The organism is Pseudomonas sp. DSP3-2-3, from assembly GCF_049898225.1.
GTDB lineage: Bacteria > Pseudomonadota > Gammaproteobacteria > Pseudomonadales > Pseudomonadaceae > Aquipseudomonas.
This window is the reverse complement of sequence record NZ_JAFCXH010000014.1, coordinates 15,281-42,129: the sequence shown is the minus strand read 5'-3', so window position 1 is coordinate 42,129 and position 26,849 is coordinate 15,281. Positions and strand designations below refer to the sequence as shown.

General features: G+C 57.1%; 21 protein-coding genes and 1 pseudogene. 15 read left to right on the top strand and 7 right to left on the bottom strand.

Features of this window, described 5'->3' with window-relative positions; all coding sequences use genetic code 11:
• Nucleotides 1-58: 58 nt before the first annotated feature.
• Complete coding sequence (gene argH, locus ACP7E4_RS17180; protein WP_426116706.1) at nt 59-1,453, top strand: argininosuccinate lyase; 1,395 nt, start codon at nt 59-61, stop codon at nt 1,451-1,453.
• Nucleotides 1,454-1,570: 117 nt separating this feature from the next.
• Here the strand turns inward: argH and ACP7E4_RS17175 are convergent, their stop codons facing one another.
• Nucleotides 1,571-2,233 carry a glutathione S-transferase family protein gene (locus ACP7E4_RS17175; RefSeq protein WP_426116708.1) on the bottom strand — a complete coding sequence of 221 codons (663 nt, stop codon included), beginning with the start codon at nt 2,231-2,233 and terminating at the stop codon, nt 1,571-1,573.
• 202 nt (nt 2,234-2,435) lie between these two features.
• Here ACP7E4_RS17175 and ACP7E4_RS17170 point away from each other — a divergent pair, with 202 nt between their 5' ends.
• The 9 genes from ACP7E4_RS17170 (at nt 2,436) to ACP7E4_RS17130 (ending at nt 14,523) form a co-directional block, all read left to right on the top strand.
• The gene (locus ACP7E4_RS17170) at nt 2,436-2,711 is read left to right on the top strand and encodes a hypothetical protein (protein WP_065832838.1); all 276 of its coding nucleotides are present in this window, start codon (nt 2,436-2,438) and stop codon (nt 2,709-2,711) included.
• Between the two features lie 212 nt (nt 2,712-2,923).
• Nucleotides 2,924-3,172 carry a TIGR02647 family protein gene (locus ACP7E4_RS17165; protein WP_020291946.1) on the top strand — a complete coding sequence of 83 codons (249 nt, stop codon included), beginning with the start codon at nt 2,924-2,926 and terminating at the stop codon, nt 3,170-3,172.
• Between the two features lie 188 nt (nt 3,173-3,360).
• Nucleotides 3,361-6,207, top strand: coding sequence for a class I adenylate cyclase (locus ACP7E4_RS17160; RefSeq protein WP_426116710.1), 2,847 nt, complete (start codon nt 3,361-3,363; stop codon nt 6,205-6,207).
• A gap of 340 nt (nt 6,208-6,547) precedes the next feature.
• Nucleotides 6,548-6,694 carry a hypothetical protein gene (locus ACP7E4_RS17155; RefSeq protein WP_426116712.1) on the top strand — a complete coding sequence of 49 codons (147 nt, stop codon included), beginning with the start codon at nt 6,548-6,550 and terminating at the stop codon, nt 6,692-6,694.
• Nucleotides 6,695-7,255: 561 nt separating this feature from the next.
• The gene (locus ACP7E4_RS17150) at nt 7,256-8,539 is read left to right on the top strand and encodes a hypothetical protein (RefSeq protein WP_426116713.1); all 1,284 of its coding nucleotides are present in this window, start codon (nt 7,256-7,258) and stop codon (nt 8,537-8,539) included.
• Nucleotides 8,540-8,906: 367 nt separating this feature from the next.
• Entirely contained in the window at nt 8,907-10,754 is a 1,848-nt protein-coding gene (gene ilvD, locus ACP7E4_RS17145) for a dihydroxy-acid dehydratase (RefSeq protein WP_020291944.1), read from the top strand.
• Nucleotides 10,755-11,311: 557 nt separating this feature from the next.
• Nucleotides 11,312-13,252, top strand: a complete 1,941-nt coding sequence (locus ACP7E4_RS17140; RefSeq protein WP_426116716.1) for an S-type pyocin domain-containing protein — start codon at nt 11,312-11,314, stop codon at nt 13,250-13,252.
• Between the two features lie 2 nt (nt 13,253-13,254).
• A complete protein-coding gene (locus tag ACP7E4_RS17135) occupies nt 13,255-13,530 on the top strand; it encodes a bacteriocin immunity protein (protein WP_426116764.1) in 276 nt (91 codons plus the stop codon).
• Nucleotides 13,531-13,614: 84 nt separating this feature from the next.
• Nucleotides 13,615-14,523: a hypothetical protein gene (locus ACP7E4_RS17130; protein ID WP_426116718.1), complete on the top strand. Its 909-nt coding sequence runs from the start codon at nt 13,615-13,617 to the stop codon at nt 14,521-14,523.
• A 100-nt stretch (nt 14,524-14,623) separates the two neighbouring features.
• Here the strand turns inward: ACP7E4_RS17130 and ACP7E4_RS17125 are convergent, their stop codons facing one another.
• From ACP7E4_RS17125 to ACP7E4_RS17110, 4 genes and pseudogenes are all read right to left on the bottom strand, one after another.
• The gene (locus ACP7E4_RS17125) at nt 14,624-14,890 is read right to left on the bottom strand and encodes a DUF3613 domain-containing protein (protein ID WP_331149839.1); all 267 of its coding nucleotides are present in this window, start codon (nt 14,888-14,890) and stop codon (nt 14,624-14,626) included.
• 14 nt (nt 14,891-14,904) lie between these two features.
• A pseudogene (locus ACP7E4_RS17120) lies at nt 14,905-15,147 on the bottom strand (hypothetical protein); the annotation flags it as partial.
• A 34-nt stretch (nt 15,148-15,181) separates the two neighbouring features.
• On the bottom strand, nt 15,182-16,237 hold the full coding sequence (locus ACP7E4_RS17115; RefSeq protein WP_426116720.1) for a haloacid dehalogenase-like hydrolase: 1,056 nt from the start codon (nt 16,235-16,237) through the stop codon (nt 15,182-15,184).
• A 258-nt stretch (nt 16,238-16,495) separates the two neighbouring features.
• On the bottom strand, nt 16,496-17,008 hold the full coding sequence (locus tag ACP7E4_RS17110) for a dihydrofolate reductase (RefSeq protein WP_426116722.1): 513 nt from the start codon (nt 17,006-17,008) through the stop codon (nt 16,496-16,498).
• 106 nt (nt 17,009-17,114) lie between these two features.
• Here ACP7E4_RS17110 and ACP7E4_RS17105 point away from each other — a divergent pair, with 106 nt between their 5' ends.
• The 3 genes from ACP7E4_RS17105 (at nt 17,115) to ACP7E4_RS17095 (ending at nt 20,550) form a co-directional block, all read left to right on the top strand.
• Entirely contained in the window at nt 17,115-18,494 is a 1,380-nt protein-coding gene (locus ACP7E4_RS17105) for a DUF2868 domain-containing protein (RefSeq protein WP_426116724.1), read from the top strand.
• Nucleotides 18,487-19,875 (top strand): GTPase/DUF3482 domain-containing protein, encoded by a 1,389-nt coding sequence (locus ACP7E4_RS17100; protein ID WP_426116726.1) that lies wholly within the window; start codon nt 18,487-18,489, stop codon nt 19,873-19,875. Before ACP7E4_RS17105 ends, ACP7E4_RS17100 begins: the two co-directional genes overlap by 8 nt.
• 219 nt (nt 19,876-20,094) lie before the next feature.
• Complete coding sequence (locus ACP7E4_RS17095) at nt 20,095-20,550, top strand: YkgJ family cysteine cluster protein (RefSeq protein ID WP_065832845.1); 456 nt, start codon at nt 20,095-20,097, stop codon at nt 20,548-20,550.
• A gap of 171 nt (nt 20,551-20,721) precedes the next feature.
• On the opposite strand, the gene typA is transcribed toward ACP7E4_RS17095, so the two are convergent.
• Together typA and thiI are read right to left on the bottom strand one after the other, a co-directional pair.
• Nucleotides 20,722-22,542: a translational GTPase TypA gene (typA, locus tag ACP7E4_RS17090; RefSeq protein ID WP_426116728.1), complete on the bottom strand. Its 1,821-nt coding sequence runs from the start codon at nt 22,540-22,542 to the stop codon at nt 20,722-20,724.
• A 145-nt stretch (nt 22,543-22,687) separates the two neighbouring features.
• On the bottom strand, nt 22,688-24,142 hold the full coding sequence (gene thiI / locus ACP7E4_RS17085) for a tRNA uracil 4-sulfurtransferase ThiI (protein WP_426116730.1): 1,455 nt from the start codon (nt 24,140-24,142) through the stop codon (nt 22,688-22,690).
• A 333-nt stretch (nt 24,143-24,475) separates the two neighbouring features.
• Here thiI and glnA point away from each other — a divergent pair, with 333 nt between their 5' ends.
• Entirely contained in the window at nt 24,476-25,882 is a 1,407-nt protein-coding gene (gene glnA, locus ACP7E4_RS17080) for a glutamate--ammonia ligase (RefSeq protein ID WP_020291936.1), read from the top strand.
• A gap of 174 nt (nt 25,883-26,056) precedes the next feature.
• Complete coding sequence (locus ACP7E4_RS17075; RefSeq protein WP_426116733.1) at nt 26,057-26,635, top strand: chorismate mutase; 579 nt, start codon at nt 26,057-26,059, stop codon at nt 26,633-26,635.
• Nucleotides 26,636-26,849 lie beyond the last annotated feature (214 nt).

The following is a 26,849-nucleotide window of genomic DNA, read 5'->3' as shown; positions in this document are numbered from 1 at the left end:
AACTGCAACCTGTTATTATCGCGGGCACGCCAATTTCAGCAGATCAACGAGCGAATCCATGAGCACCGACAAGACCAACCAGTCCTGGGGCGGCCGCTTCAGTGAACCCGTCGACGCCTTCGTCGCGCGCTTCACCGCCTCCGTCACTTTCGACCAACGCCTTTATCGCCATGACATCATGGGCTCGATTGCCCACGCCACGATGCTGGCCAAGGTCGGCGTTCTCACCGATGCCGAGCGCGACACCATTGTCGACGGCCTGAACAGCATTCAGGCTGAGATCGAAGCGGGCAGTTTCGACTGGCGCGTCGATCTGGAAGATGTGCACATGAACATCGAGGCGCGTCTGACCGACCGCATCGGCGTCACCGGTAAAAAGCTGCACACCGGTCGCAGCCGCAACGATCAGGTTGCTACCGATATCCGCCTGTGGCTGCGCGACGAGATCGACCTGATCCTCAGCGAAATCACCCGCCTGCAACAAGGCCTGCTGGGTCAGGCCGAGCGTGAAGCCGAGACCATCATGCCGGGCTTCACTCACCTGCAGACCGCGCAGCCGGTGACGTTCGGTCACCACATGCTGGCCTGGTTCGAAATGCTCGGCCGTGATTACGAGCGTCTCGTGGACTGTCGCAAGCGCTTGAACCGCATGCCCCTGGGCAGCGCGGCACTGGCCGGCACGACATACCCGATTGATCGCGAACTGACCTGCAAGCTGCTGGGTTTCGACGTCGTGGGCGGCAACTCCCTGGACAGTGTGTCGGATCGCGACTTCGCCATCGAATTCTGCTCCGCTGCGAGCATCGCGATGATGCACTTGTCGCGCTTCTCCGAAGAGTTGGTGTTGTGGACCAGCGCGCAGTTCCAGTTCATCGATTTGCCGGATCGTTTCTGCACCGGCAGCTCGATCATGCCGCAGAAGAAAAACCCCGACGTACCGGAGCTGGTACGCGGCAAGAGCGGCCGCGTGTTCGGCGCCTTGATGGGCCTGCTGACCTTGATGAAGGGCCAACCGCTGGCCTACAACAAGGATAACCAGGAAGACAAAGAGCCGTTGTTCGATGCCGCCGACACCTTGCGCGATTCGTTGCGGGCGTTTGCCGACATGATCCCGGCGATCAAACCCAAGCACGCCATCATGCGTGAAGCGGCGTTGCGTGGGTTCTCCACCGCGACTGATCTGGCCGATTATCTGGTGCGTCGCGGCCTGCCATTCCGTGATTGCCACGAAATCGTCGGTCACGCCGTGAAATACGGCGTGGAAAGTGGCAAGGACCTGGCGGAAATGAGCCTGGAAGAGTTGCGCAAATTCAGCGTTCAGATTGAGCAGGATGTATTTGCCGTGCTGACGCTGGAGGGTTCGGTCAACGCGCGTAACCACATTGGCGGTACCGCACCGGCGCAGGTCAAGGCCGCCGTGGTGCGCGGTCAGGCGTTGTTGGCAGCGCGTTAACAGTTCGGCCTGTGGGAGCAAGCTTGCTTGCGAAGGCTATGTTCAGGCAGTCAGAGATGCTTTGAGCGCCGGGGCCTCTTCGCGAGCAAGCTCGCTCCCACAAATTCCAGGTTCGGCCTATTCCACAGGCCTCACCCGCTCCAGAAACCCCGGAAGCTCGGCGTCCTTGTCGATAGCGATGCGTTGCACATGGGGATTTTGCGCCAGACGCGCAAGCAGCGCCCGTGCGCAGGGCATGTCCAGCAGATAATCCGTATCGAACAACTGTTTGCCCACTGACCGGGCCAGATCGACGCTGTACAGAAAGTAAAGATCCGCCACGGTAAACACCTCTCCCGCGACATAAGGTGCGAAGCGCGCGCGTTGCTTCAGCGCCGCAAAACCCTTTAGCAGATCCCGCTGAGCCTTGTCCTTCAACGCCTGGGGCGTCGGCCTGCCGCCAAAAAAAACCTCGACGTAACAAATCCGCGCAGGCAGCTCGATATACAGCTCGATTTCTTTGGCCAGCGTCCAGACCTGAGCGCGTTCAAACGGGGCGGCGGGCAGCAGCCCATGGGCCGGATAGACTTCCTCCAGATAACTCAGGATGACATCCGTCTCACTGATAAAACCCTGCTCGGTTTGCAGGATCGGTACCTTGCCACGGGCGCTGATGGCCAGGACAGCTGGGTTCTGGCAGCCATGCAGCGGGATCATTTCGAAGGGCAGTTGCTTCTCCAGCAACGCCAGCTTGACCATGTTGAAATAATTGCTCGCGGCAAATCCATACAGCTTCAGCATTGCTGGCCTCCTGACCGGTTAAGACTCAAGTCCTTGAACGGTATGGATTTTAAAGACTTTTTCAGGTGCCGGGAGGTAGCTATGCGAGGCGCCGGCAAATTCAGAATCGGCTGTCAGAACGCTCCTGCAACGTTTCCCAGGCTTATGAATCACTCCAGTGCCCAATCCGGGTAAACTGGCGGCCTTTTCCGAGGAGCACGCCATGACCGACGCCATTGACAACGACGAAGAAGAATTCGCTGAATCGACCCTGATCCAGGCTATCGAGAACCAGATCGAAAGCGACAATCCGCCCGCCGCCAAAGCCACGTTCAACAAGTTGACCCTGGTGGGCTACGAGCGAGAAGAGATCCTGCAACTGATGGCCCATGTCCTGGCCGTAGAGATCGACGCGTTGCTGGAAGCAGACCGCCCGTTTGATACCGAGTGGTATGAACAGGCGCTGCGCAAGCTGCCCGAGCTGCCGCCAGAGGCTTGATCCGGCTCGATTGACGGCCCTCAAGATAAGCCCTGCAAAAATTTCAGACTGTGGCTACACTGCAAATGCCCCGCTGCCATGAAACAACCCGGGGCTGTCACGCCAAGCCGGCTTTAACGGTCATCCAGAACCGACAAGCGCAGCACAGACCTGTCGATTCCAGAGAGCCCGCCAGCCAGCGCGGCGTATCACTAGAAAAGTCTGGAGCACCTATGTCGTATACCCCTGAGTTGGTTGCCGAACTGGAAATCCTCGCACTGTTCAATCTGGGCAATACCCTTGAAGGGCTGAAAGTCCACCACGTTGCTGCCCCGACCGCCATTGCCGCTGCCCAAAGACTCTTCGAAAAAGGACTGACCACGCAGGTCGATGGAGGCTATCTGACAAGCCTGGGGCTTGAAGCCGCTCAACACGCCCAGTCGTTGCTGACCATACTGAACGTAGCCAAAGAAGCCGCTTGAGCGCAAAGAGGGTCCGCCGGCAAAAAAGCTCTGACGGACCCTTCATTTACCCAATCTGCGGCCGATAGAAAATCGGCGCCAGAACAAAAATATCGCTGAAAGTGTTCACTTTCAGACTGTAACTGCCCGCCGTCATGTTCATTTTGAATGATCACCCTTACGAGCTCCGGCAGCCGGTTTGAATTGCGATGACGCGTAATTTTGAAATTCGTCCCGACCTGGATGAAGGCATCGACCGCAAGGTGCTGACGCAGCTGCGCGCCCGCTTTCTGACGTTGAACAGTGGACGGTTCTCCCGCGCCATGGAGGGGCTGTCGACCCGGCAACAATCGGTGTTGACGCTTTTGCCGCTGTTTTTCCACGTCAATCATCCGTTGTTGCCCGGCTACGTATCCAGCAGCACGCCCGCTGGCGTCTCGCAGTACGAACCCAATTCGCTGGCGCTGGCCGAAGCGCAACGGTTGACCCGCTCCTTTTCCTACAAGACCCGCCGCGCCAATGCGCCCGAGCCGATTCACGGGCTGTTTTTGATGGGTAGCCTGGGCACGTTGGCTCAGGCGGAACAAAGCGATATGGATGTCTGGGTCTGCCACGAACCGGACCTGCCCGGCGAAGCCATCGAAGAGCTGCGCAAGAAGTGTCAGGCACTGGAAGCCTGGGCCGACAGCCAGGGCGCCGAAGCGCATTTTTTCCTGATTGATCCGCAACGCTTTGTGCTGGGCGAACGCGATGCGCAGCTCAGCTCTGAAGACTGCGGCACCACCCAGCATTATTTGTTGCTCGATGAGTTCTATCGCACTGCCATCTGGCTCGCCGGGCGTACGCCATTGTGGTGGCTGGTCCCGACTTACGAAGAGCAGCGCTACGCCGAATACACCCACACCTTGCTGTCCAAGCGTTTCATTCGCGCCGAAGAAATCCTCGACCTGGGCAATATGGCGCGGATTCCACCGGGCGAATTCATCGGTGCCGGGCTGTGGCAGCTGTTCAAGGGCATCGAATCGCCTTACAAATCCGTACTCAAGCTGCTGCTGACCGAGGTCTACGCCAGCGAACATCCGCGCGTGCAATGCCTGAGCATGCGCTTCAAACACGCGGTATTCGCCAATCAGCTGGATCTGGATGAACTGGACCCGTACATGGTGGTGTATCGCCGGATCGAGGAATACCTCACCGAACGCGGCGAGCTTGAGCGGCTGGAGCTGGTGCGACGTAGCCTGTACCTGAAAGTGAACAAAAAGCTGACCGGTGCCGCGCGCCTGCGCAATCCCGGCTGGCAGCGTGTGTTGCTGGAGCGCCTGACCCAGGAATGGGGTTGGGATGAGCGTCAGCTGGCGCTGCTCGACAGTCGCAGCCAATGGAAAGTGCGGCAGGTCGCCCAGGAGCGCCGCGCACTGGTCAACGAGCTGAATTTCAGCTATCGCTTCCTGACCCAATTCGCCCGCACGCATAAGGTCGCCAACTCGATCAATGCCCGGGATCTCAACGTTCTCGGTCGGCGCCTTTATGCCGCATTCGAGCGCAAGGCCGGCAAGGTCGAATTCATCAATCCCGGCATTGCCCCGGACCTGGCCGAAGACACCCTGACGCTGGTGCAGTCACCTAACAAGCGTGAGCCGGGGAAAAACCAGTGGGCGTTGTACAACGGTAATCTGGCCGCTCATGACTGGCAGAATTTTTCGCCGATCAAGCGCAGCCGGGAACTGCTCGACCTGCTGGCCTGGTGTCATCGCAACAATGTCATCGACACCACGACCCGACTCGCCCTGCATCCGGGCACCAGCGACCTGACCGAATTCGAGCTGTTCAACCTGCTGGGCGCGCTGCAACAGACGATTCCGGTGCCGCTGGAAGTGGTCAGCGAAGAGCGGCTACTGAACGCCAGTATCCCCGGCGAAATCCTCCTGCTGGTCAACGTCGGGGTCGATCCGCTCAAGCATCATCGGGATTTGAATATCCTGATGACCACCGAACGCACCGATTCCCTGAGTTATGCGGGCGTCCGGGAAAACCTGGTGCTGACGCTCGATCAGATCACCGTCAACAGCTGGAACGAAATCCTCGTCAGCCGTTTTGACGGCCCCAATGCATTGCTCGACTGCCTCAGCGAACTGCTGAGCAACATGCCGCAAGGCCCGACGCAACCGAGAGTGCGCGTGCGCTGCTTCTGCCACAACCGCGCGCCGGCCATCGCGCAGCGTGTCGAAGAACTGGTGGCCACCGCGCAACTGCTGCTGGCCCGGCGCCTGAACCATCGCTATCTGATTCAGGTGCAGCAGCAGTATCACGTGCTGGAAATGGTGCCTGGCCGAGTCACTCATGTAGTAATCAACAGCCTGTCTGGCCTGTTCGAATACCTGGGCGAGGAGCTGCCGCGCTACAGCCCGCTGCATCTGGACCCGCATGCGCTGGACGAGCACGATCTTTCGCTGATCCTGCCCCACGGCCAGCCCGAGTGTATTCAGGTGTTTTACCGCCTGAACGAGCCGGACGCCGACGTTTATGTGCTCGACGAACATAACGCGCTCTGGCACCAGCGCCTGCCTTATCACGATGAGTCGAGCCTGCTGTTGCCGTTGCAGCGGTTTTTCCATTCGCTGGTCTATCGCCGGGGCGCAATGCTGCCGCTGGATAATCCTCTGGGGCCGGTATCCCTGGAAACCCTGTATTACCAGGTATTGCCCTCCGGTCCGGGACGCGCCCGCCGCATCGAATCCCGCGCCGCGCCGACGGCCGTGGACAAGCCGTTCTATGACGTACAGGCCATCGTCGAAGAAGCCTCGCCGGGGCAAGTCAGCGTCACGCTGTACTGCAACAACAACGAGTTTTCCGAGCTGGAGTATGGCGATCAGCTGTACAGCGCCGTTGCGCGGCAAATTCTCGCCCAGCGCCACGAACCACAACGCTACCGCTGCTACATCACCGACCTCGATCTATCCGGCCTGCTGGGTGACGACCACGGCCAAAGCATCCTTTACCTGCGCTACAAGGCCGATCTGGAAAAATCGCTGAATGAGGCGATGGACCGGGCTTGAGGCCGTTGATTGGGCTGTGCGCAATTCAGCACCAGGCGTCAGGCCGCGTTCCATTGTTCTGATACATGGCTCAAGTCGGCCCTTTTGTTATTAAAGCTTTTATTTAAATAAACAGCTGACTATCGGAATTCTATCGCTAGACGTCTCCAGCGGGTTTGCGAGCGCCGGTATGACGGGACATGCTGCGGCTATAAACGTGTAAGCAGGAATAAGCTTACTTCGGCATCAGATTTGTCCTGCTTCAACAATATTTCCATGACGTACAGCGCACTAAAAAAATATCTAGCATTGGAAGTGCAACACCTTAGTTTCATAAATTTGATAAGGAAGGAAAATAACAATGAAAACCCTCAATCGTTGCACCAGTGCCTGCTCAAACGAAAAGCCACAACAACTCCTGTCTCCCGAAGCAGTAATGACCTTGCGCACTCGTAAGTACAGTCGCGCCAAGGCTGGCCATTGCCAAGGTGGCGGTGGCTGGAACTAAAACGTGTAATTAGCTAAGTCGCAACCCTACGCTGTCAGCAGCGATTGCTGGCAGCGTAGCGCGGGGGAACTAAAGTGGATCAGGAATATAAAAATATCATTCAGACGCTGCCTCATTGCATGAAAATGGAAAATACCAAAGCCTTATGGCCTTCACTCGATGATGCGGTGAGATACATAAATGCTATGGATTTCTCGGAGATCCAGAGAAAACTATGTTCTGACGATGAGCTTCTATGCCGGAAAGGACAGCAACGGAGGCCGAGATCGCCATTCAGTATTATAAGAATTTTTTATACCTAAATAAGAAATATCTACATGCGTTCCCGATTCTCCCGCCCATACTTGAGGTAGACGAAGTTTGGCATCATCACATTTTGGATACCAGAAGATACATTAAGGACTGTGATCGAATTTTTGGACTCTATTTTCATCACTACCCTTACTTCGGGGCGCGAAGTAAGAAAGACTTGAAGAATCTGGATATAGCTTTTGAGGTACTTCAAAGTCTGTATGAAAAAGAGTTTGGAAGTCGAATGTTGCCTATTTGGGAAGATGCCCAATGACCTACCACGCGTTCATGAAAGCCTCATTACCGGCATTTACCATCAGTCGCATCATTCCCTGGTTCGGGGTTTCGCTTGCATTGTCGTTGATCGCACACAGGAGTCCAAGTGACCTTGCCGTATTTTCTTATGTCCTTGCGTTGTTTTCGGTTGTGTCAGCACTTTTACCCATGTTGCTGGCGACCTCGGGTAACGTCACGTCGTCGCTCTCCCATAACGAGACAGCGAGATGTGATTTCTTCACGGCCGGTTTTACTATTGCACTATTTATAGCGGTGATTAGCGGGCTGTTATGTTTGGGCGTTTTCCTGTGCGCTTTGAATTTATCAAGCATGCGCAATATTGACATGCAATCCTTAAAGATTCTGTCGCTCATCTATATTCCAGCAGTACCACTGTTGTCACTTAATTTGTTTCTTCAGCTTTTCCATGAGGCAAGTGGAAAATCCTCGGAGTGTTCAAGGATAAAGACCTTCGTGACGTTGGTGGGAACCCTGGGTTTACTGATAATGTACGAGTGCAGCACAAGCGAACTGTTTACCTATGGCGCAATGGCTTATTTTTTAGTAACTGAACTTGCAGTATTGATCTGCCTGCTTAAGCTCTCTCGACCCTATAAACACTTTTCGTTCAGGGAAGCGAAGAACACTGCAAGCTCGCTGCTAGCGCAAGGCATACCCATTGCAATCGGTCTGGGCGGTCAGAAGCTCTATTTCTATCTGACCATTGAGCGCCTGGCAACAACCAATACCACACTCGTTGCACAGTTTTCACTTTTCATGAGTATCATTGGCATTGTAACTATACCTGCGTTGGCACTCAGTCAGATCCACAGCCTTCACACGAGCCAACATGCCGCAGGCTCTGCCGAAAATTACAGGTTTGGTTTGTCATGGCTGGCAGGACTTGTTATGGGCATCAGTTTTTTGCTTTTTTTTACAGGGCGAGCTCTTTTCACATTTATCAGCGGGGCGGTCATTAACTACACTCCTGGCTTTTATTCGGCGGCGGTTTTTTTTCTCGCGACCAGTGCTTTTTCAGGGTTGGCGCTCGCGCATCTGCGCGCCAGAAACGATACCTCAACGCCTCAATTTATTATCAACATGCTTATGCTCGGAGGGGTCATACCGCTTGTGTATGGGATATCCTGGCAAGATCAGAGCGTTACGACATTAATCAATCTACAGGGCGCGGCCATGTTAATGGGGTTTTTAATCTTGCATCGGCGAGTGCTCAAAATACATAGGGGTGACAAGATAACCAGATCACATGCCCATTAGCACCGACACTTTGCGGGCTCGCGCCCGCTCGGTAGCTACTTTCATCGAAGAACGGGGGCTTGCTGGCTCCGTCATTGGTTTTGGGGCTCGAATCAGATTGCGTATCTGGACACCTCAATCCCGCCATCACCCATGCTAAATCCCGCCTCTCCGACTTCCTGCCATTCCACTGGGCCTTTACAAGTGTAGAATCGCTCTTATCCATCGCCAGTCATCCCCGGCGGGTTTATGAGCTCAGGCCGAGCGTACGGCGATCCCGTAGCGTTTTCGGTTTCCTTCGCAGCATCCGGTCACTGCCGTTTGTGTGTGACGACACTAGAAGCTTACTCCCCTACCTATTTACCTGATTAGCCGCCAGGAGTGCTCCATGCCTGATTACCGCTCGAAAACGTCCACCCACGGCCGCAATATGGCCGGCGCTCGTGCCTTGTGGCGCGCCACCGGGATGAAGGATGCGGATTTCAAGAAACCGATCATCGCCGTTGCCAACTCGTTCACCCAGTTCGTACCGGGCCACGTGCATCTGAAGGACATGGGTCAGCTGGTTGCCCGTGAAATCGAACGCGCCGGTGGCGTGGCGAAAGAATTCAACACCATCGCGGTCGATGACGGCATCGCCATGGGGCACGACGGCATGCTGTATTCGCTGCCGAGTCGCGAGATCATCGCCGACTCCGTGGAATACATGGTCAACGCCCACTGCGCCGACGCCATCGTGTGCATCTCCAACTGCGACAAGATCACCCCTGGCATGTTGATGGCTGCCTTGCGCCTGAACATCCCGGTGATCTTCGTTTCCGGCGGTCCGATGGAAGCGGGCAAGACCAAGCTGGCCGCCCACGGTCTGGATCTGGTCGACGCCATGGTTATCGCCGCTGACGACACGGCAAGTGACGAAAAAGTCGCCGAATATGAGCGCAGCGCGTGCCCGACCTGCGGTTCGTGTTCCGGCATGTTCACCGCCAACTCGATGAACTGCCTGACCGAAGCGCTGGGCCTGGCCTTGCCGGGCAACGGTTCGCAACTGGCGACCCACAGCGACCGCGAGCAGCTGTTCCTGCAGGCCGGCCGCACCATCGTCGACCTGTGCCGCCAGTACTACATCGAGAACAACGACGCCGTCTTGCCGCGCAACATCGCCAACTTCAAGGCCTTTGAAAACGCCATGACGCTGGACATCGCCATGGGCGGCTCGACCAACACCATCCTGCATCTGCTGGCTGCGGCCCAGGAAGCGGAGATCGATTTCGATCTGCGCGACATCGACCGTCTGTCCCGCGAAGTGCCGCAGCTGTGCAAAGTCGCGCCGAACATCCAGAAGTACCACATGGAAGACGTGCACCGCGCTGGCGGGATTTTCAGCATCCTCGGCGAACTGGCCCGTGGCGGCCTGCTGCACACCGATCTGCCGACCGTGCACAGCAAGACCCTGGCCGAAGGCATCGCCAAATGGGACATCACCCAGACTGACGACGAAGCGGTTCACACTTTCTTCAAGGCTGGCCCGGCCGGGATCCCGACGCAGACGGCCTTCAGCCAGTCGACCCGCTGGGAAACCCTGGACGACGACCGCGAGAACGGCTGCATCCGCAGCGTCGAGCACGCGTACTCGCAACAAGGCGGCCTCGCCGTGCTGTACGGCAACATCGCGCTGAATGGCTGCGTGGTGAAAACCGCAGGCGTGGATGAATCGATCCATGTGTTCGAAGGCAACGCGAAGATCTTCGAGAGCCAGGACAGCGCCGTGCGCGGCATCCTTGCAGACGAAGTCAAAGCCGGCGACATCGTGATCATCCGTTACGAAGGCCCGAAAGGCGGTCCGGGCATGCAGGAAATGCTTTATCCGACCTCGTACTTGAAATCCAAAGGTCTGGGCAAGGATTGCGCGTTGCTGACTGATGGCCGCTTCTCGGGCGGTACGTCGGGCTTGTCCATCGGTCACGCGTCCCCGGAAGCTGCCGCTGGCGGCGCGATTGGTCTGGTGCGTGATGGCGACAAAGTGCTGATCGACATTCCGAACCGCTCGATCAACCTGTTGATCGACGACGCGGAAATGGCCGAGCGCCGTGCCGAGCAAGACAAGAAAGGCTGGAAGCCAGTCGAATCGCGCCCACGTAAAGTGACCACCGCGCTGAAGGCGTACGCTTTGCTGGCCACCAGCGCCGATAAAGGTGCCGTACGCGACAAGGAACTGCTGGACCGACTGGTGCCGTAAGCTTGATCGGCTAGAACAAGAAACCCGGCAGAGATGCCGGGTTTTTTGTTTTCAGATAACGCAATCCTCTGTAGGAGCCAACTTGTTGGCGAGGCGACTCCTGCTTTTGGCCCTGGCCCTGTCGCCGGGTAATGCATCGACGCGGCAGCGGGTGACGGTGAACCGAGCAAATAATTTCCCTGTAGGACAGCTGTTTTCTTCTGCTCGAAGAAATCCGGAATTTCATGTTTATAGCTGTCGAGCCAGCGCTGCATGCTGCGGGGTTTTGTCGAAGTATTGACATGCGGCGCGCTTATTAAGTGATTCTTTACTTCCTACTTCCTACTTCCTACTTCCTACTTCCTACTTCCTACTTCCTACTTCCTACTTCCTACTTCCTACTTCCTACTTCCTATCTCCTACTCACTCCTGAACGCTCGTAAGCCACGGAAAAATATATTTAGATTTTATCGAAGAAATGGCGATTGAGTTATTTTTTATGATGCTGTAATTATATATATCAGTCTATTTAAAGCAGTTGGATACATTGCTGTCTCACATACGAAATGGAGGTATGTATGAGCAGCAATGGAAATAAAGGACCTGTTGAAATTGGTCCGATTGTTATTACGCCGGGACCCGACAAACCCTCTCCCTCCGGACGTCCTGGAGGGGGTGGAAGTGGATCAAGTTGGTCGATAGGCACTGGTTTCAGCGGCGGTTTTGGTTCAGGAGGATCATCGAAGAAAAAGCGCAGAAAGAAGCGTAAACGCGAGGAAGCTAAACGTAGAGAACAAGCGGAGCAGGCTGCACGTGAACAGGCTGAAGCAAAGGCAAGAGCCGACGCAGAAGCTCGGACGCACGCCGAGGCTCAAGCCCGTGCAGAGGCGGAAGCCCGGGCGCATGCGGAGGCAGTTGCTCGCGCTCAAGCAGAGTACCAGCAGGCAATTATCAGACATGGGCAATTGATTGAAAGTCTGACCCATAGTTTCCAGTCGCAAAAGAATGAACTGGAGCAGCGCTATATAACGAAATCCAGAGACCTGCTACAAGCTACTCAGTCGGAAATAAAGAGTGGCATTGACCCCCTGCCTGCACAGTTCGATGGTCGGCAGTACCTTGACCATGTTGTGCAGCAAAAAGCGCATATCAATTATTTGATTTCCTCCAAGAGAGGCGAGCTTGAGGCGAGCAATAATATTGTCCGGGCTTTTAACGGCGCGGATCCGCTCAAGCAGTCGGCTGAGCAATATAAGCATCACTTGGGTACAAACAGTCATCTTGATTCGGACAGCGCTCAGCAGATGCATCAATCATGGCTGAAGTCTGCGACTCATGCCCATGAGGCGAAACTGCTCGCCGAATCAATAGCTCTGCTGGAAAGCCAGTCTGCGCAATTGTCCGCACAGCACGCGACATTGGCCGTTCAGGCGGCCGAAGAGGGTGATGTTCAACGGGTATCGAGTGCATCGCGCCTGTGGTCAGCAGTGGCTCCTCCAGCTGCCGCTCCGACAGCGACGGGGGTGGCAGGTGTGTGGCGCCAGGCCACGCAGATTGCCAGGCGAGAGTTCGTGCGTTCCGCAGCAAGGGCATTGAGCCGAAACCCGCTTCTGCTGCTGTCGACATACTCGCCCATGCTGGGTAACGCCGAACTGGCCGCGCAGGTGCTGGGCATTCCGCTGTCCCAGCTCGGTATTCCGGATGGCGTGGATCTTGAGTTCGTCGCCAGCCGCAACGGCTCGGTTGACGTTCCACATCGCTTGCTCGTGCAGGATGACGGCGCAATAGCGTGGGTGGCCGCTGACGGAGTCGAAGTCGGTACAAAGGTCCGCGTCAGGTCCTTCAGCTGGAATGCCGAAAACAATACTTACGAATTTATTCGTGATGGCGAAACCGAGCCTGCACTGGTCTGGACGCCGATTGTCAGGCCACAGGACAGTTCGACCAGTACTCCGACTCATGGGCCGTCACTTCCGACTGATCCGGGTGTTCCCTTATCGCCCATCGTGCTGGACATAGAGATTTATCCAGAAGTTGTTCGTGGTTTTGATGACTACATTCTCATATCGCCATCCGGTTCTGGATTGCCGGATAGCTATCTGTTGTTCAATACTCCCCGTAAGACACCGGGTATTGCCAGCGGCTATGGCAAACCGGTTACGGGCACTTGGCTGGGTAACAATCCGTCGAGTGAGGGTGCCCCTATTCCTTCTCATATCGCCGATCAACTGCGAGGGCAAAGATTTAGCACTTTTGATCGACAGCGGGAGGCTATTTGGATTGCCGTTGCTAGAGATCCAGAGTTGAGTAAGCAGTTCACAGCAGTTAATTTAATTGAAATGAAGAAAGGGAACGCACCTTTTGCACCTGATATTAGTCAGGCGGGGCGTCGAGAAAAGTTCGAAATCCATCACAAACACTGGTTAAAGAATGGTGGAGCTGTCTATGATATGGATAATTTGGTTATATTGGCGCCCAAGTACCATATAAATACCCATAAGAAGGAAGTTAAAAAATGAATATTGACTATAGCAAGAAACTAACCGATTACACTGAGCTTGAATTTTTGGAGCTGCTTCACTACTTATTCTACGGCAGGGATCATCTTGAAGGAAAAGAGCACGAGAGATCTACGGTGAATTTTGTCAATTATTTTGTGAGAATTACCGAGCACCCTCGTAGGTCCGATGTCATTTTCTACCCTAGCGAAGGCCAGGAAGACAGCCCGGAAGGCATTCTGAAAGAAGTAAAAGAATGGCGAGCGCAAAATGGCAAGCCTGGATTTAAGGCTTCCTGATCTGAATTAAATAAAGCCCCCGAGCGCGTGATGCATTCGGGCCTTACGAATCAAATTAGTAACTTTTAAAGAGAGTTATCCATCATGGAAGAATTTAATCATCACCTGCACCAACTGCCGAACTTCTTACAAAGCGAACTGCACGCCCATGTGGGTTCAACTTATGGAGTGTCTCCGGTTCAGATCGTTGCGCGCTACCGGGCAATGGCTGATCACCTGATTGCCACCAAGCGTGGCGGGCTGGATCCGGTGCATGTCGCGAATGTCAGCTTTATGTGGGGCAATGTGCAGTCGAGCAAAGCCGATGTCGAGAATATGATGCAGCTGCGTAGTATGCCGGGGCATGGCGCTACCGATTTCTATTCGATGACGGTCAACGCGAACTTCTTCTTGCAGTGCATCCGCTTCCTGACCCATTTCCGTGATGCCATGGCCGGGCTTCAGCCTCGACTGGAGGAGCAGGAACGTCAGCAGGCTCGACTTCGGGCTGAGGAGGAGGCGCGACGGCTTGCCCAGCGCCAGGCGGAAGAAGCCGCGCGACTACTGGCCCAGCGGCAGGCAGAAGAGGCCGCTCGGCAATTGGCGCAACGTCAGGCCGAAGAGGCTGAAGCTGCTCGCCAGCGCGCGAAGGAGGCAGCTTTGCAACTGGCACAGCGACAGATAGAGGAGGCGGCACGAGCGTTGGCTCAGCGCAAAGCCGAGGAGCAGGCATTGCAGGTAGCTCGCGAGATTCTGGAGCAGTCAAGGACCGAAGCAGCGGTTGTTGAAGAAGCTGGCGCAGGTCAATTGCAACCCGCAGAGGCTTCTTCTAACGGGCATAGCGGCGTTAGAGAGATTTCGGGCCCCAGGGTGACCGGGGAGGTCGAAAAGGCGGTGCTTGAACTGCAAAAGGACATTGAACGTGCCGTGGTTACTTTTGCTCGCGTTTTGGCTGCCCAAAGTACTTCGGCGGCCAGCGGGGCGCTGAGCGAACTGCGTTATACCGGTACTTGATAAACAGTTTGACGCGGCTTGCTGGCGATGGCTGCGAACGAGGTCACCTGATCCACCGCTTTCGCAGCCTTCGGCAGCTCCTACAGGACAGCTGTTTTCCTCAACTCCCGGCCTGAGTAGTCCCGCCCTTTTTCTGTTCGAAGAAATCCGGAATTTCATGCTTATAGCTGTCGAGCCAGCGCTGCATGCTGCGCTCGCGTTCGGCCGGGGTGACGGCCTGCGGGGTGGGTGAGGCATGATTGCCCTCTGTCTGCAATTTCAGCCAGCTCTGCGTCTGTTCCTGCCAGGGCGAGTCGCCCTTTTCGGCCGCCACGGCCGCCGACGCCATGCCCAATAGGCAGACGATGCCAATCACGCCACCTTTCATACCCTCCTCCCTACTCAATTGAGCGCACTCTGCCCGGCCAGGGCCGCTACCGGGCGAACTGCCAACGGTTTCTTCAATGCTTCGGCCCGAGCCCTGGCCTCATTGAACTGCTCCGGGGTCAAGCCGTTGCGGGTGACCCAGTCGGCTGCCCGGTTCCAGTTATCCTGATACAACAACATGGTCAGCAGATTCTCTGCGGCCAGGGAGTCCGACTGCTTGAGTTCCATGGCGGTCAGAAACTGAAAGCGCGCCTGCTCGAAATCTGAAATACCGTCTCGCGACCGTTCACGCTTACTGAATCTCATCCGGCTTGACGATCACCCAGTTCTTGTCCGCTGTCACCGCCAGGCCTTCTTTGGCCTGAGCCGCTGCGTGCTTGGCCATCATGCCGTTGATTTGGGTCATGTACTTGTCTTTGCGGTTGATCCACAGATGCACGCCGCCCTTGGCCACGTCCACGTCGTGGAACAGCATGTAGCCATCGCTGGTTGGCGTATCGCCGCCGACCAGAACCGGTTTCTTCCATTCGTCGATGTAGGTCAGGATTGCCGCATGTTTGCCGGCCATCCAGGTCGCTGGCGTCCACAGATAAGGGGTGAGTTCCAGGCCGAGGTTGGCTTTCTCGTCATATTTGCCGGCGGTGATCTGCTTGCGCGCAGTGGTCAGTTCGCCAGTCTTGCGATCCTTGAGCAGGGTGGTTACGCCAATGACGTTTTGCGGTTTGACGTTGTAGCCATACTTCGGATCGGCCGCGACCATGCGCACCAGCTCTTCGGAAGCGGCGGTCATCACATAGACCTCAATGCCGTTTTCCATCAGCTTGTTGTACAGCTCTTTCTGGCCGGTGAAGATGCGGGGCGGTTCGACGTCGAGTTTCTTGACCACATCGCCGTCGTAATAGGTCGCCGGCACCGGTTTGCCCGAAGCCATCAGCTCGTCGACGTAGCCTTTGAGTTCCTTGAGGGTGAAGCCGGAAAACACTTGCGCGACCCACGGATAGCAGACCATGTCGTCCACTTCGCAGAGGCGATAGTAATAACTGAACAGGCTTTCCTTGTGGTCGGCGGTGTCCTTGAACGGCATCAGCTTGAGCGAGGGGTCCAGGCTTTCGCGGGTGATCAGGCCTTTGTTTTCCATGAACGGCAGCAGCGATTCTTCGAGGTCGAAGCGGTAGCTGGTGTTGTCCATGTCGAACACCGCGTAATTGCCCTTGTTGGCATTGGCGGTAATCATGGCATTGAGCGCCTTGGCGGCAGGCTCGGGCCAATGCGTCAATTCGGTAGCCAGCGCCTGCCCGGCAAGGCCCAGGCACAGCGCGACAGCGAGTAGTTTTGGCGCGAATTTCATAATGGTTTCCCCCCCGGATATTTAGAGGTTCGACCGTAGCAAATTGCCGTTACTGTTTGAGTGCGCCAGCGACCGTGTGCGTTCCGAAGGCGTCATGTCGAGAACGATTCGCGACGTGATTTGCCGATTGCGACATTTTTGTGACATCTCGGTGGGACCGGCTTTAGCCGGGAAGTCGGCATCTCTCAGAAATACATTCAGCGCCTGTACCGACCTCTTCCCGGCTAAAGCCGGTCCCACGTTTTTGCGTGATGCCGTTTATCGGCGTTCCCAGACTTCAAACGTATACGCCGGTTTGTCTTCCAGCGCTGGATTCAACACCTCAGACACCAGAACCCACTGCGCCGGATCAACCTCTGGAAACCACGCATCGCCCTCAGGGCTCAGCGCCACGCGGGTCAGGTACAGCCGATCAGCTTGCGGCAAGCCTTGCGCATACAGCTGCGCGCCGCCAATCAGCATGACTTCATCGACGCCCTGCTCCCGCGCCCATGCTTGGGCACGAGTAACGGCGGACTCCAGCGAGGTGAAGACTTCGGCACCTTCCAGTTGCAAATCCGTCTGGCGAGTCACCACCAGATTCAAGCGACCGGGCAGCGGTCGACCCAACGAATCCCAGGTCTTGCGGCCCATGATGATCGGCTTGCCGAGGGTGGTCGCCTTGAAATATTTGAAGTCCCCCGGCAAATGCCAGGGCATGGAATTGTCGACGCCAATCACTTGGTTTTCACCAAGAGCGGCAATCAGGCTGAGGGGCAGTTGAGTTTTCATGGCGGCGAGAATAGCAGAGCACGGCAGTGAATTCGTACCGTGCTTTTCGCTCGAATGCACGACGCAGAGGTTATGCTCATCCCTGACTTTACCAACGAGACGCCGTGTGACTGCTCTGACCCCACTCGATAACCTCTGGCTGACCGAAGCCGTGCGTCTGCGCGAACAACAGGCCGGTCAACTCGACGACCTTGAAGCCAACCGCCGCGCCCGCGCTCAAGCGGGCGACCTGCCGAGCCGGATTCAGCATCGCGCCCTGTGGCTGGCCGAACGCGATGGCATGCTCGAAGCACTGCGCCGCTGGAAACAAGGCGCGCGTCTGGCGTTGATTGCCCTGGCGATTGTCGCGGTCATCAGCGGTGCCGGACTGGCCTTCGCGGCGATGGGCGACGGGCAAACCCCGGTCAATGTGTTCTGGGCGCTGGGCAGTTTGCTCGGGCTGAACCTGATTCTGCTGATCAGCTGGGCCTTGGGCCTGGCCTTCGCCGGGGGAAGCACAGCCAGCCTCGGGCGCTTGTGGCTGTGGTTGAGTGAAAAGCTCGCCCGCGATGCCCAGGCCGCGCAACTGGCACCGGCCCTGATTCTGCTGCTGCAACGCCGACGCCTGAATCGCTGGGCCTTGGGTGCGCTGGTTCATGGCTTATGGCTGCTGGCCTTAATCAGCGCAATGGTTTTGCTATTGATGCTGATGGCAACGCGGCGTTACGGATTTGTCTGGGAAACCACGATCCTGGGCAGCGACACTTTCGTCGGCCTGACCCAGGCCCTCGGCACGCTTCCCGCGCTCCTCGGCTTCAGCGTGCCAAGCGAAGCCATGATCCGCGCCAGCGGCGACAGCGCCCTCGTGGTGGAATCCGCGCGACAGGCCTGGGCCGCATGGTTGGTGGGCGTGTTGCTGGTCTACGGCATCGTGCCGCGTTTGCTATTGGCGCTGGTTTGCCTGTCGCTGTGGAAGCGCGGCCGTGCGGTGTTGAGTCTGGACCTGAGCCTGCCCGGTTACAGCGAACTGCGCGAACGCCTGATGCCCAGCAGCGAGCGGCTCGGCGTCAGCGATGCTGCGCCCGAGTTGTTGCCGCAAATTGCCCCGCAGCACGGCAGCCGTAACAGTGAAGGCGCATTGCTGGTTGCCATCGAGCTGGATGAAGATCAGCCATGGCCACCCGTACTGCCCGAATCCATTGCCAATGCAGGCATTCTCGACAGTCGCGAGTCCCGGCAAAAACTGCTCGATCAACTGACGCGTTTCCCTCCGGCGCGATTGCTCATTGCCTGCGACCCGCGCCGCTCGCCGGACCGTGGCAGTCTGGCGCTGATCGCCGAACTGGCACGCTGTGCCGGGAGCACCAGAGTCTGGCTGCTGGCCGCGCCACCGGGTCAGACTCTGGATGCCGAACGCGTCAGCGACTGGCACGCCGGGCTGCAACAACTGGAGCTGACGTGGACCGAAACAGCGTCGTTGAACTGGCTGGAGACGGGTGATGAGTAAGACCGAGACGATTCGCCCACTGAAACTCGCTGTCGTCGGCCACACCAATGTCGGCAAGACCTCGCTGTTGCGCACCTTGACCCGTGACGTCGGCTTCGGTGAAGTCTCCCATCGGCCCAGCACCACCCGCCACGTGGAGGGCGCAAGGCTGTCGGTGGATGGCGAAGCCTTGCTGGAGCTGTACGACACGCCGGGCCTGGAAGACGCCATCGCGCTGCTCGATTACCTGGAACGCCTGGATCGCCCCGGCGAGCGGCTGGATGGCCCGGCGCGACTGGCGCGGTTTCTGGAGGGCAGCGAGGCGCGGCAGCGTTTCGAGCAGGAAGCCAAAGTTTTGCGCCAACTGCTGGCGTCGGATGCCGGCTTGTATGTGATCGATGCTCGCGAGCCGGTGCTGGCGAAATACCGCGACGAACTGTCGGTGCTGGCCAGTTGCGGCAAGCCACTGTTGCCGGTGTTGAACTTCGTCAGCAGCGCCGAGCATCGCGAACCGGCCTGGCGTGAAGCGTTGGCGCGGCTTGGCCTGCATGCGCTGGTGCGTTTCGACAGCGTCGCGCCGCCGGAAGATGGCGAGCGGCGCTTGTATGAAAGCCTTGCGCTGTTGCTGGAGACTTCCCGAGGCCAGTTGGAGCGCCTGATCCTGGATCAGGAAGCCCAGCGCGAAACCCGCCGCCAGAGTGCGGCGCGGTTGATTGCCGAACTGCTGATTGACTGCGCGGCTTGCCGACGCAGCGTATCCACCGAATCCGGCCAGGAGCAGTTGGCCATTGATGAGTTGCGCAAGGCGGTCAGGCAGCGGGAACAGCGTTGCGTCGAGGCGCTGCTCAAGCTGTATGCGTTTCGCACGCAGGACGCGGCGGCCAGTGATCTGCCGTTGCTGGACGGGCGTTGGGGCGATGATCTGTTCAACCCGGAAACCCTCAAGCAACTGGGCGTGCGGGTCGGTGGCGGTATTGCGGCGGGTGCAGCGGCCGGAGCGGGCGTTGATCTGCTGGTGGGCGGCATCACTCTGGGCGCGGCGGCGTTGGTCGGCGCGATTGCCGGCGGCGCATTGCAAACCGCCCGCAGTTACGGCGGCCGTTTGCTGGGCAAGCTCAAGGGCCAGCGCGAGCTGACCGTCGATGACGCGGTGTTGCGTCTGCTGGCGTTGCGTCAGCGTCACCTGCTGCAAGCCCTTGGCGCACGCGGTCACGCGGCGATGGAAAGCATCAAGCTGACCACGCCCCAGGATATGACCTGGCGCGAAGGCAAACTTCCCGAAGCCCTGCACAAGGCCCGCGCGCACCCGCAATGGTCGTCGCTCAATCCGGGGGCGAAGCTGGCGCAGGCTGAACGGCAGGAGCAGATCGAGGGGCTGGCACGTGTGCTGGCTGAAACCTAGATTGGCCCTGTGCAGACTGTGTGGGACCGGCTTTAGCCGGGAAGAGGCCCGGACATTCGCTGCATCCATGTCGTCAGGAATGCCGCGTTCCCGGCTAAAGCCGGCCCACAAGTTGAATCGACATCAAGTGCCCGGCAGTCGCTTCGCGCATTTTTGCCTACGCGAATCCCTTCCAGACCGGTATCATCCCGCGCCCGATACACCCGGAACTGGATTCAAATGAAACCCACCTTGATCGCCGCCGCAGAACTCGACCGTATCGATACCTGGGCAAAATACTCCAGCCACATGTGCGGGGGCTGTATTTCCAGCTGCTGCACACTGCCTGTTGAAGTGAAGATCAAGGATTTGATCCGCATCGGCATCGTCGATGAGTTCGAGCGCGGGGAGCCGGCGAAGAACATCGCCAAGCGTTTGCAGAAGGAAGGCATCGTCGAGCGCTACAACCAGAAGTCCGAGATCTTCACGTTGCAGCGCATGAGCAACAACGACTGCCTGTACCTGGATCGCAAAAGCCGCCTGTGCACGATCTACGAGAAACGCCCGGACACTTGCCGCAACCACCCCAAGGTTGGCCCGCGCCCCGGCTATTGCGCCTACAAGCCCAAGGATCTGGTCCGTCAGGACACCGGCACGCTGAAGAACAACACCAGCACGCCGTTTCCGAAGTTTTGATGTGGGACCGGCTTTAGCCGGGAAGAGACCGGTACATCCATTGCAAGTCTTCCTGCAGATATGCCGCCTTCCCGGCTAAAGCCGGTCCCACAGAGTTACGACTTCCACACAAACAAAAACGCCCCCGACCTTGCGGTCGGGGGCGTTTTTTTTAGCCGACTAACTGATCAATCAGTTGCCGCTTTTCTTGGCAGCGCGGGTACGCTCGCTTTCGCCAAGAATTTTCTTACGCAGGCGGATCGACTTTGGAGTCACTTCGCAGAGTTCGTCTTCTTGAACGAATTCCAGCGCTTGTTCCAGAGTGAAACGGATAGGCGGAACCAGAGCGATGGTTTCGTCTTTACCGGAAGCACGCATGTTGTCGAGCTTCTTGCCTTTGGTTGGGTTTACACCCAGGTCGTTGTCGCGGCTGTTGATGCCGACGATTTGACCTTCGTACACGTCTTCGCCGTGGCCCAGGAACAGCTTGCCACGTGCCTGCAGGGTTTCCAGCGAGTAAGTCAGAGCCTTACCGGTAGCAACCGAAACCAGAACGCCGTTCTGACGGCCGGACATGTCGCCGGACTTCATCACGTCGTAACGGTCGAAGATGCTGGTCAGGATGCCGGCACCGGAAGTCAGGGTCAGGAACTCGTTACGGAAACCGATCAAGCCACGAGCCGGGATGTTGTACTCAAGGCGAACACGCCCTTTGCCATCCGGAACCATGTTGGTCAGGTCGCCTTTACGGATACCGATCTGTTCCATGATCGCGCCCTGGGATTCTTCCGGCAGGTCGATGGTGACGTTTTCGTACGGTTCGTGCTTGACGCCGTCAACCAGGCGAATGATCACTTCCGGACGACCAACACCCATTTCGAAGCCTTCGCGACGCATGGTTTCGATCAGTACCGAGAGGTGCAACTCGCCACGGCCGGAGACCTTGAACTTGTCAGCGGTGTCGCCTTCTTCAACGCGCAGGGCAACGTTGAACAGCAGCTCTTTGTCCAGACGTTCCTTGATGTTACGGCTGGTGACGAACTTGCCTTCTTTACCGCAGAAAGGCGAGTCGTTTACCTGGAACGTCATGGAAACGGTTGGTTCGTCAACGGTCAGCGGCTTCATCGCTTCGACGTTCAGTGGGTCGCACAGAGTGTCGGAGATGAACAGCTGGTCGAAGCCGCTGATGCAGACGATGTCGCCGGCAGCTGCTTCTTCAACGTCGATGCGGTGCAGACCGTGGTGACCCATCAGTTTCAGGATACGGCCGTTGCGGCGTTTGCCGTCAGCGTCGATCGCTACAACCTGGGTGTTTGGCTTGACCTTGCCGCGAGCGATACGGCCAACGCCGATGACGCCCAGGAAGCTGTTGTAGTCCAGTGCCGAGATTTGCATCTGGAACGGACCTTCACGGTCAACCTGTGGAGCAGGAACGTGGTCGACAATCGCCTGGTACAGCGGGGTCATGTCTTCCGCCATGGCGGTGTGTTCCAGACCGGCAATACCGTTCAGCGCGGAAGCGTAAACGACCTGGAAGTCCAGCTGTTCTTCGGTAGCGCCCAGGTTGTCGAACAGGTCGAAGATCTGATCCAGAACCCAGTCCGGACGCGCGCCTGGACGGTCAACCTTGTTGATGACCACGATTGGACGCAGGCCGGCTTCGAAAGCCTTCTTGGTCACGAAACGGGTTTGCGGCATAGGGCCGTCTTGAGCGTCAACCAGCAGCAGAACGGAGTCAACCATCGACATCACGCGCTCTACTTCACCGCCGAAGTCGGCGTGGCCCGGGGTATCCACGATGTTGATGTGGTAGCCGTTCCAGTTGATGGCGGTGTTTTTCGCCAGAATGGTAATACCGCGTTCTTTCTCCTGGTCGTTGGAGTCCATCACGCGTTCGTCGTTGAGCTCGCCGCGTTCCAGGGTGCCGGATTGACGCAAGAGTTTGTCTACCAGGGTGGTTTTACCATGGTCAACGTGAGCAATGATGGCGATGTTGCGTAGATTTTCGATCACTTGTGTATCTCGATCAGAGGATTCGGTCAGCTGAATAAATCTAGACAGCTATTTATAACGTTAGAGTCGGCCAAAAGCCGTTACGGCTAGACGACTGGCGTCGGGGGGCCGGTGACGCAAGCCACAGGCAAACAGCCCCGGGCACTTAGCTCGGTCGATAAACGCGCACATTGGCATGCCCCTCACTGAGCAAATGATGAGCATGCAGGCGACTCATGACGCCTTTGTCGCAATACAACAGGTACTGGCGCGTGTCATCCAGTTCCTTGAAGCGGCTGTTCAATGCATAGAACGGCAGCGCCTGTATTTCAATGCCAGGCAATTGCAGCGGCTGGTCTTCCTGGGCATCCGGATGACGGATGTCGATGATGACCTGGCCTGCCAGCGCTTGACTGACTTCCTCTATCTCGATGCTGCGGCTCAAATCGTCAATAACCCGATCGATCGAGACCAGCTTGGCATTCTCCAGCGCTCGCTCGAGAATCGCCATGTCGAACTGTTGTTCTTCGTACTCAACGCGGTTGCGCTTGGCGTTGGTCTTGGGGTTGATCGAAATCACCCCGCAATACTCAGGCATGTGTTTGGCGAAATCGGCAGTGCCAATTTCAACCGCCTGATCGACGATGTCCTGCTTGTGGCTGGTGATCAGCGGGCGCAAGACCAGCTTGTCAGTAGCCGCATCGATCAGCGACAGGTTCGGCAACGTCTGGCTGGCCACTTGGGAAATCGCTTCGCCGGTTACCAGCACGTCGATTTCCAGGCGATCAGCAATAGAGGATGCAGCGCGCAACATCATACGCTTCAAAACTACACCCATATGACTGTTATCGACTTTCTGCAGGATTTCTCCGAGAACTTCCTCGAAAGGAACGCTGACAAACAGCACTCTTTGCGAGCTGCCGTACTTCTTCCAGATGAAATGCGCAACTTCCATCACGCCCAGTTCATGGGCACGACCGCCCAGGTTGAAGAAGCAGAAGTGCGCCATAAGCCCGCGCCGCATGACCTGATAGGCCGCGACCGTCGAATCGAAACCGCCGGACATCAACACCAGGGTCTGTTCGAGCGCGCCCAGTGGATAGCCGCCGATGCTGTTGTGCTGGCTGTGAATCACAAACAACCGTTGGTCGCGAATTTCCATCCGCACTTCGATTTCCGGCTTTTTCAGGTCGATTCCGGCAGCGCCGCACTCGATACGCAGCTTGCTGCCGACGTATTTTTCGACGTCCATTGAGCTGAACGAATGCTTGCCCGCACGCTTGCAGCGCACGGAAAAAATCTTCCCTGGCAGCAGGTCGGCGTAGTGCAGTTTGCACTTGGCGAGGATGTCATCCATGTCGCCCAGCGGGTATTCAGCCACTTGCAGGAAGTTGGCGATGCCGGGCATGCAACTGAGACGCTCAGTCATCTCGTGCAGGGTCTTGGGCTCAGTGATACGCGTCTGAACCTCAAGATTGTCCCACACGCCTCCCACCACCAGTGCCGGGTCCAGGTCGCGGAGCACGGTACGGATGTTTTTGGCCAGCTGGCGGATGAACTGCTTACGCACCGGCCGGCTTTTAATAGTGATTTCGGGGAAGACTTTTACGATTAGTTTCATGAAAACAGCGCGCGAGGTGCCAGCCGAAAAAGAGGGGGCGGGATTATAGCGGAAATTGCTCAAGGTTTAACCAGTTATCGTGCAACCAATCATCGACGCACCAAAACGGACCTGTAGGCCAGTTGATCGCATCATTAAGGTGCGCGCGAATTAGTTAAAATCGATTTTCCCCCCTATAAAGAGCGTGTTTGACGCAAAAAACCCAACACGGGGCACTGGCATGCAATTTGCTCCCTTGTGAGGCAGGTTGCCTTAGCCGAGTATTCGCGCCGGCATCACCCAAATTCTAAGGGCCTAAACCATAAAACGGCCCGAAGCCACCCGGAGGACACCATGTCGAAGTCGGTTCAACTCATCAAAGATCATGACGTTAAGTGGATTGATCTGCGCTTCACGGACACCAAAGGCACTCAGCATCACGTGACCATGCCGGCTCGCGACGCGCTGGATGAAGATTTCTTTGAAATCGGCAAAATGTTCGACGGCTCCTCCATTGCTGGCTGGAAAGGCATCGAAGCTTCCGACATGATCCTGATGCCGGACGACAGCACTGCCGTGCTCGACCCGTTCACCGAAGAACCAACTATCATCCTGGTTTGCGACATCATCGAACCTTCGACCATGCAAGGCTATGACCGCGACCCACGCGCCATTGCTCACCGTGCCGAGGAATACCTGAAGTCCACCGGTATCGGCGACACCGTATTCGTTGGTCCGGAGCCAGAATTCTTCATCTTCGACGAAGTGAAGTTCAAGTCCGACATCTCCGGTTCCATGTTCAAGATCTTCTCCGAACAAGGTTCGTGGATGTCTGACCAGGACGTGGAAGGCGGCAACAAAGGCCACCGTCCGGGCGTGAAAGGCGGCTACTTCCCTGTTCCGCCGTTCGACCACGACCACGAAATCCGTACCTCCATGTGTAATGCCATGGAAGAAATGGGTCTGGTTATCGAAGTTCACCACCACGAAGTGGCGACTGCCGGTCAGAACGAAATTGGCGTCAAGTTCAACACGCTGGTCAAGAAGGCTGACGAAGTTCAGACCCTCAAGTATTGCGTACACAACGTTGCCGACGCTTACGGCCGCACCGCTACCTTCATGCCTAAGCCTCTGTACGGCGATAACGGTTCGGGTATGCACGTTCACATGTCCATCTCCAAAGATGGCAAGAACACCTTCGCTGGCGAAGGTTATGCCGGTCTGTCCGACACCGCCCTGTTCTTCATCGGCGGCATCATCAAGCACGGTAAGGCACTGAACGGCTTCACCAACCCGTCGACCAACTCCTACAAGCGTCTGGTCCCAGGTTTCGAAGCTCCGGTAATGCTGGCCTACTCGGCGCGCAACCGTTCCGCTTCCATCCGTATTCCTTACGTGTCGAGCCCTAAAGCCCGCCGTATCGAAGCGCGCTTCCCGGATCCAGCAGCCAACCCGTACCTGGGCTTCGCTGCACTGTTGATGGCTGGCCTGGATGGCATCCAGAACAAGATCCACCCTGGCGACGCAGCTGACAAAAACCTGTATGACCTGCCGCCTGAAGAGGCCAAAGAGATCCCACAAGTTTGCGGTAGCCTGAAAGAAGCCCTGGAAGAGCTGGACAAAGGTCGTGCGTTCCTGACCAAAGGCGGCGTTTTCAGCGACGATTTCATCGACGCTTACATCGCTCTGAAAAGCGAAGAAGAAATCAAAGTACGCACCTTCGTACACCCACTGGAATACGAGCTGTACTACAGCTGCTGATCCAGTCACGTCAGCGGTTTTGACGTAACGTTGATGCAATAAGAGGCCTCCTTCGGGAGGCCTTTTTTATGGGTCGGTTTTCTGGTTGACTACCCGACCCTGCGCGCGCAACGCTCGTGCGCGTTCTTGCAGCGCCAAGCTTCGATCCCACAAAAACAACGTAGAGATCAACCGATGCCCAACGTTAGCAAAATGGCCCGACGCTTTCTTCTCCCCGCATGTATCGTCAGTATTGGCGCGTGTACCTCGAATCCCCCGGCTGCGCCGCCGCCCCCCGCAGCACTGGCGCTCCTGCTCGGCAGCATCAGCGAGCGGCTGACCATCGCCGATCAGGTTGCGCTGACCAAATGGGACAGCGGCAAACCGATTCAGGACAGCCCGCGCGAGCAGCAAGTCATTGCCGCCGCAGCCAGACTTGCGCCGAGCTACAAGCTCGATGGCGATGAAGTCAGCCAGTTCCTGGCGGCCCAGATCGAAGCGAACAAACTGGTGCAATACGCGCTGCTTGCCACCTGGCACGCGGCCGGCAAGGCGCCCGACACCCCACGGCCCGACCTGACCAAACAGATCCGCCCCAGGCTTGATCAGCTGCAAATCCAGCTGCTGCAAAATTACGCGGCGTTTGCCCCTTACCGGCGCGACCCTGATTGCCCGAACTGGTTGGGCCAGCAGCGCGCACGGCAGGCCAGGGACGCGATTCATGATCTGGCGCTGGTGCGGGCGACCGGGGAATTGTGTATCAAGACACAATGAACACGGCGTTCACCAATCAGCCTCGTCTGAACAGCGTCGAAGCGTCAGCAATGTTGACATAGCAAAGCGGCCTCCTTCGGGAGGCTTTTTTTATCTTCGCTTAAATCAGCATTCCAATGTGGTATCGGGCTACCGCACTCACCTCCGGCCTTTTTGACATCCTTCGCGCTTCGCGCACCTGCTCGATACCGAGGGGTGCAATGAGCCGCCTTCG

Coding starts and splice junctions, on each gene's coding strand:
- argH (WP_426116706.1), top strand. CDS start 59: ATGAGCACCGACAAGACCAACCAGTCCTGGGGCGGCCGCTTCAGTGAA.
- ACP7E4_RS17175 (WP_426116708.1), bottom strand. CDS start 2,233: ATGCTGAAGCTGTATGGATTTGCCGCGAGCAATTATTTCAACATGGTC.
- ACP7E4_RS17170 (WP_065832838.1), top strand. CDS start 2,436: ATGACCGACGCCATTGACAACGACGAAGAAGAATTCGCTGAATCGACC.
- ACP7E4_RS17165 (WP_020291946.1), top strand. CDS start 2,924: ATGTCGTATACCCCTGAGTTGGTTGCCGAACTGGAAATCCTCGCACTG.
- ACP7E4_RS17160 (WP_426116710.1), top strand. CDS start 3,361: ATGACGCGTAATTTTGAAATTCGTCCCGACCTGGATGAAGGCATCGAC.
- ACP7E4_RS17155 (WP_426116712.1), top strand. CDS start 6,548: ATGAAAACCCTCAATCGTTGCACCAGTGCCTGCTCAAACGAAAAGCCA.
- ACP7E4_RS17150 (WP_426116713.1), top strand. CDS start 7,256: ATGACCTACCACGCGTTCATGAAAGCCTCATTACCGGCATTTACCATC.
- ilvD (WP_020291944.1), top strand. CDS start 8,907: ATGCCTGATTACCGCTCGAAAACGTCCACCCACGGCCGCAATATGGCC.
- ACP7E4_RS17140 (WP_426116716.1), top strand. CDS start 11,312: ATGAGCAGCAATGGAAATAAAGGACCTGTTGAAATTGGTCCGATTGTT.
- ACP7E4_RS17130 (WP_426116718.1), top strand. CDS start 13,615: ATGGAAGAATTTAATCATCACCTGCACCAACTGCCGAACTTCTTACAA.
- ACP7E4_RS17125 (WP_331149839.1), bottom strand. CDS start 14,890: ATGAAAGGTGGCGTGATTGGCATCGTCTGCCTATTGGGCATGGCGTCG.
- ACP7E4_RS17115 (WP_426116720.1), bottom strand. CDS start 16,237: ATGAAATTCGCGCCAAAACTACTCGCTGTCGCGCTGTGCCTGGGCCTT.
- ACP7E4_RS17110 (WP_426116722.1), bottom strand. CDS start 17,008: ATGAAAACTCAACTGCCCCTCAGCCTGATTGCCGCTCTTGGTGAAAAC.
- ACP7E4_RS17100 (WP_426116726.1), top strand. CDS start 18,487: ATGAGTAAGACCGAGACGATTCGCCCACTGAAACTCGCTGTCGTCGGC.
- ACP7E4_RS17095 (WP_065832845.1), top strand. CDS start 20,095: ATGAAACCCACCTTGATCGCCGCCGCAGAACTCGACCGTATCGATACC.
- thiI (WP_426116730.1), bottom strand. CDS start 24,142: ATGAAACTAATCGTAAAAGTCTTCCCCGAAATCACTATTAAAAGCCGG.
- glnA (WP_020291936.1), top strand. CDS start 24,476: ATGTCGAAGTCGGTTCAACTCATCAAAGATCATGACGTTAAGTGGATT.
- ACP7E4_RS17075 (WP_426116733.1), top strand. CDS start 26,057: ATGCCCAACGTTAGCAAAATGGCCCGACGCTTTCTTCTCCCCGCATGT.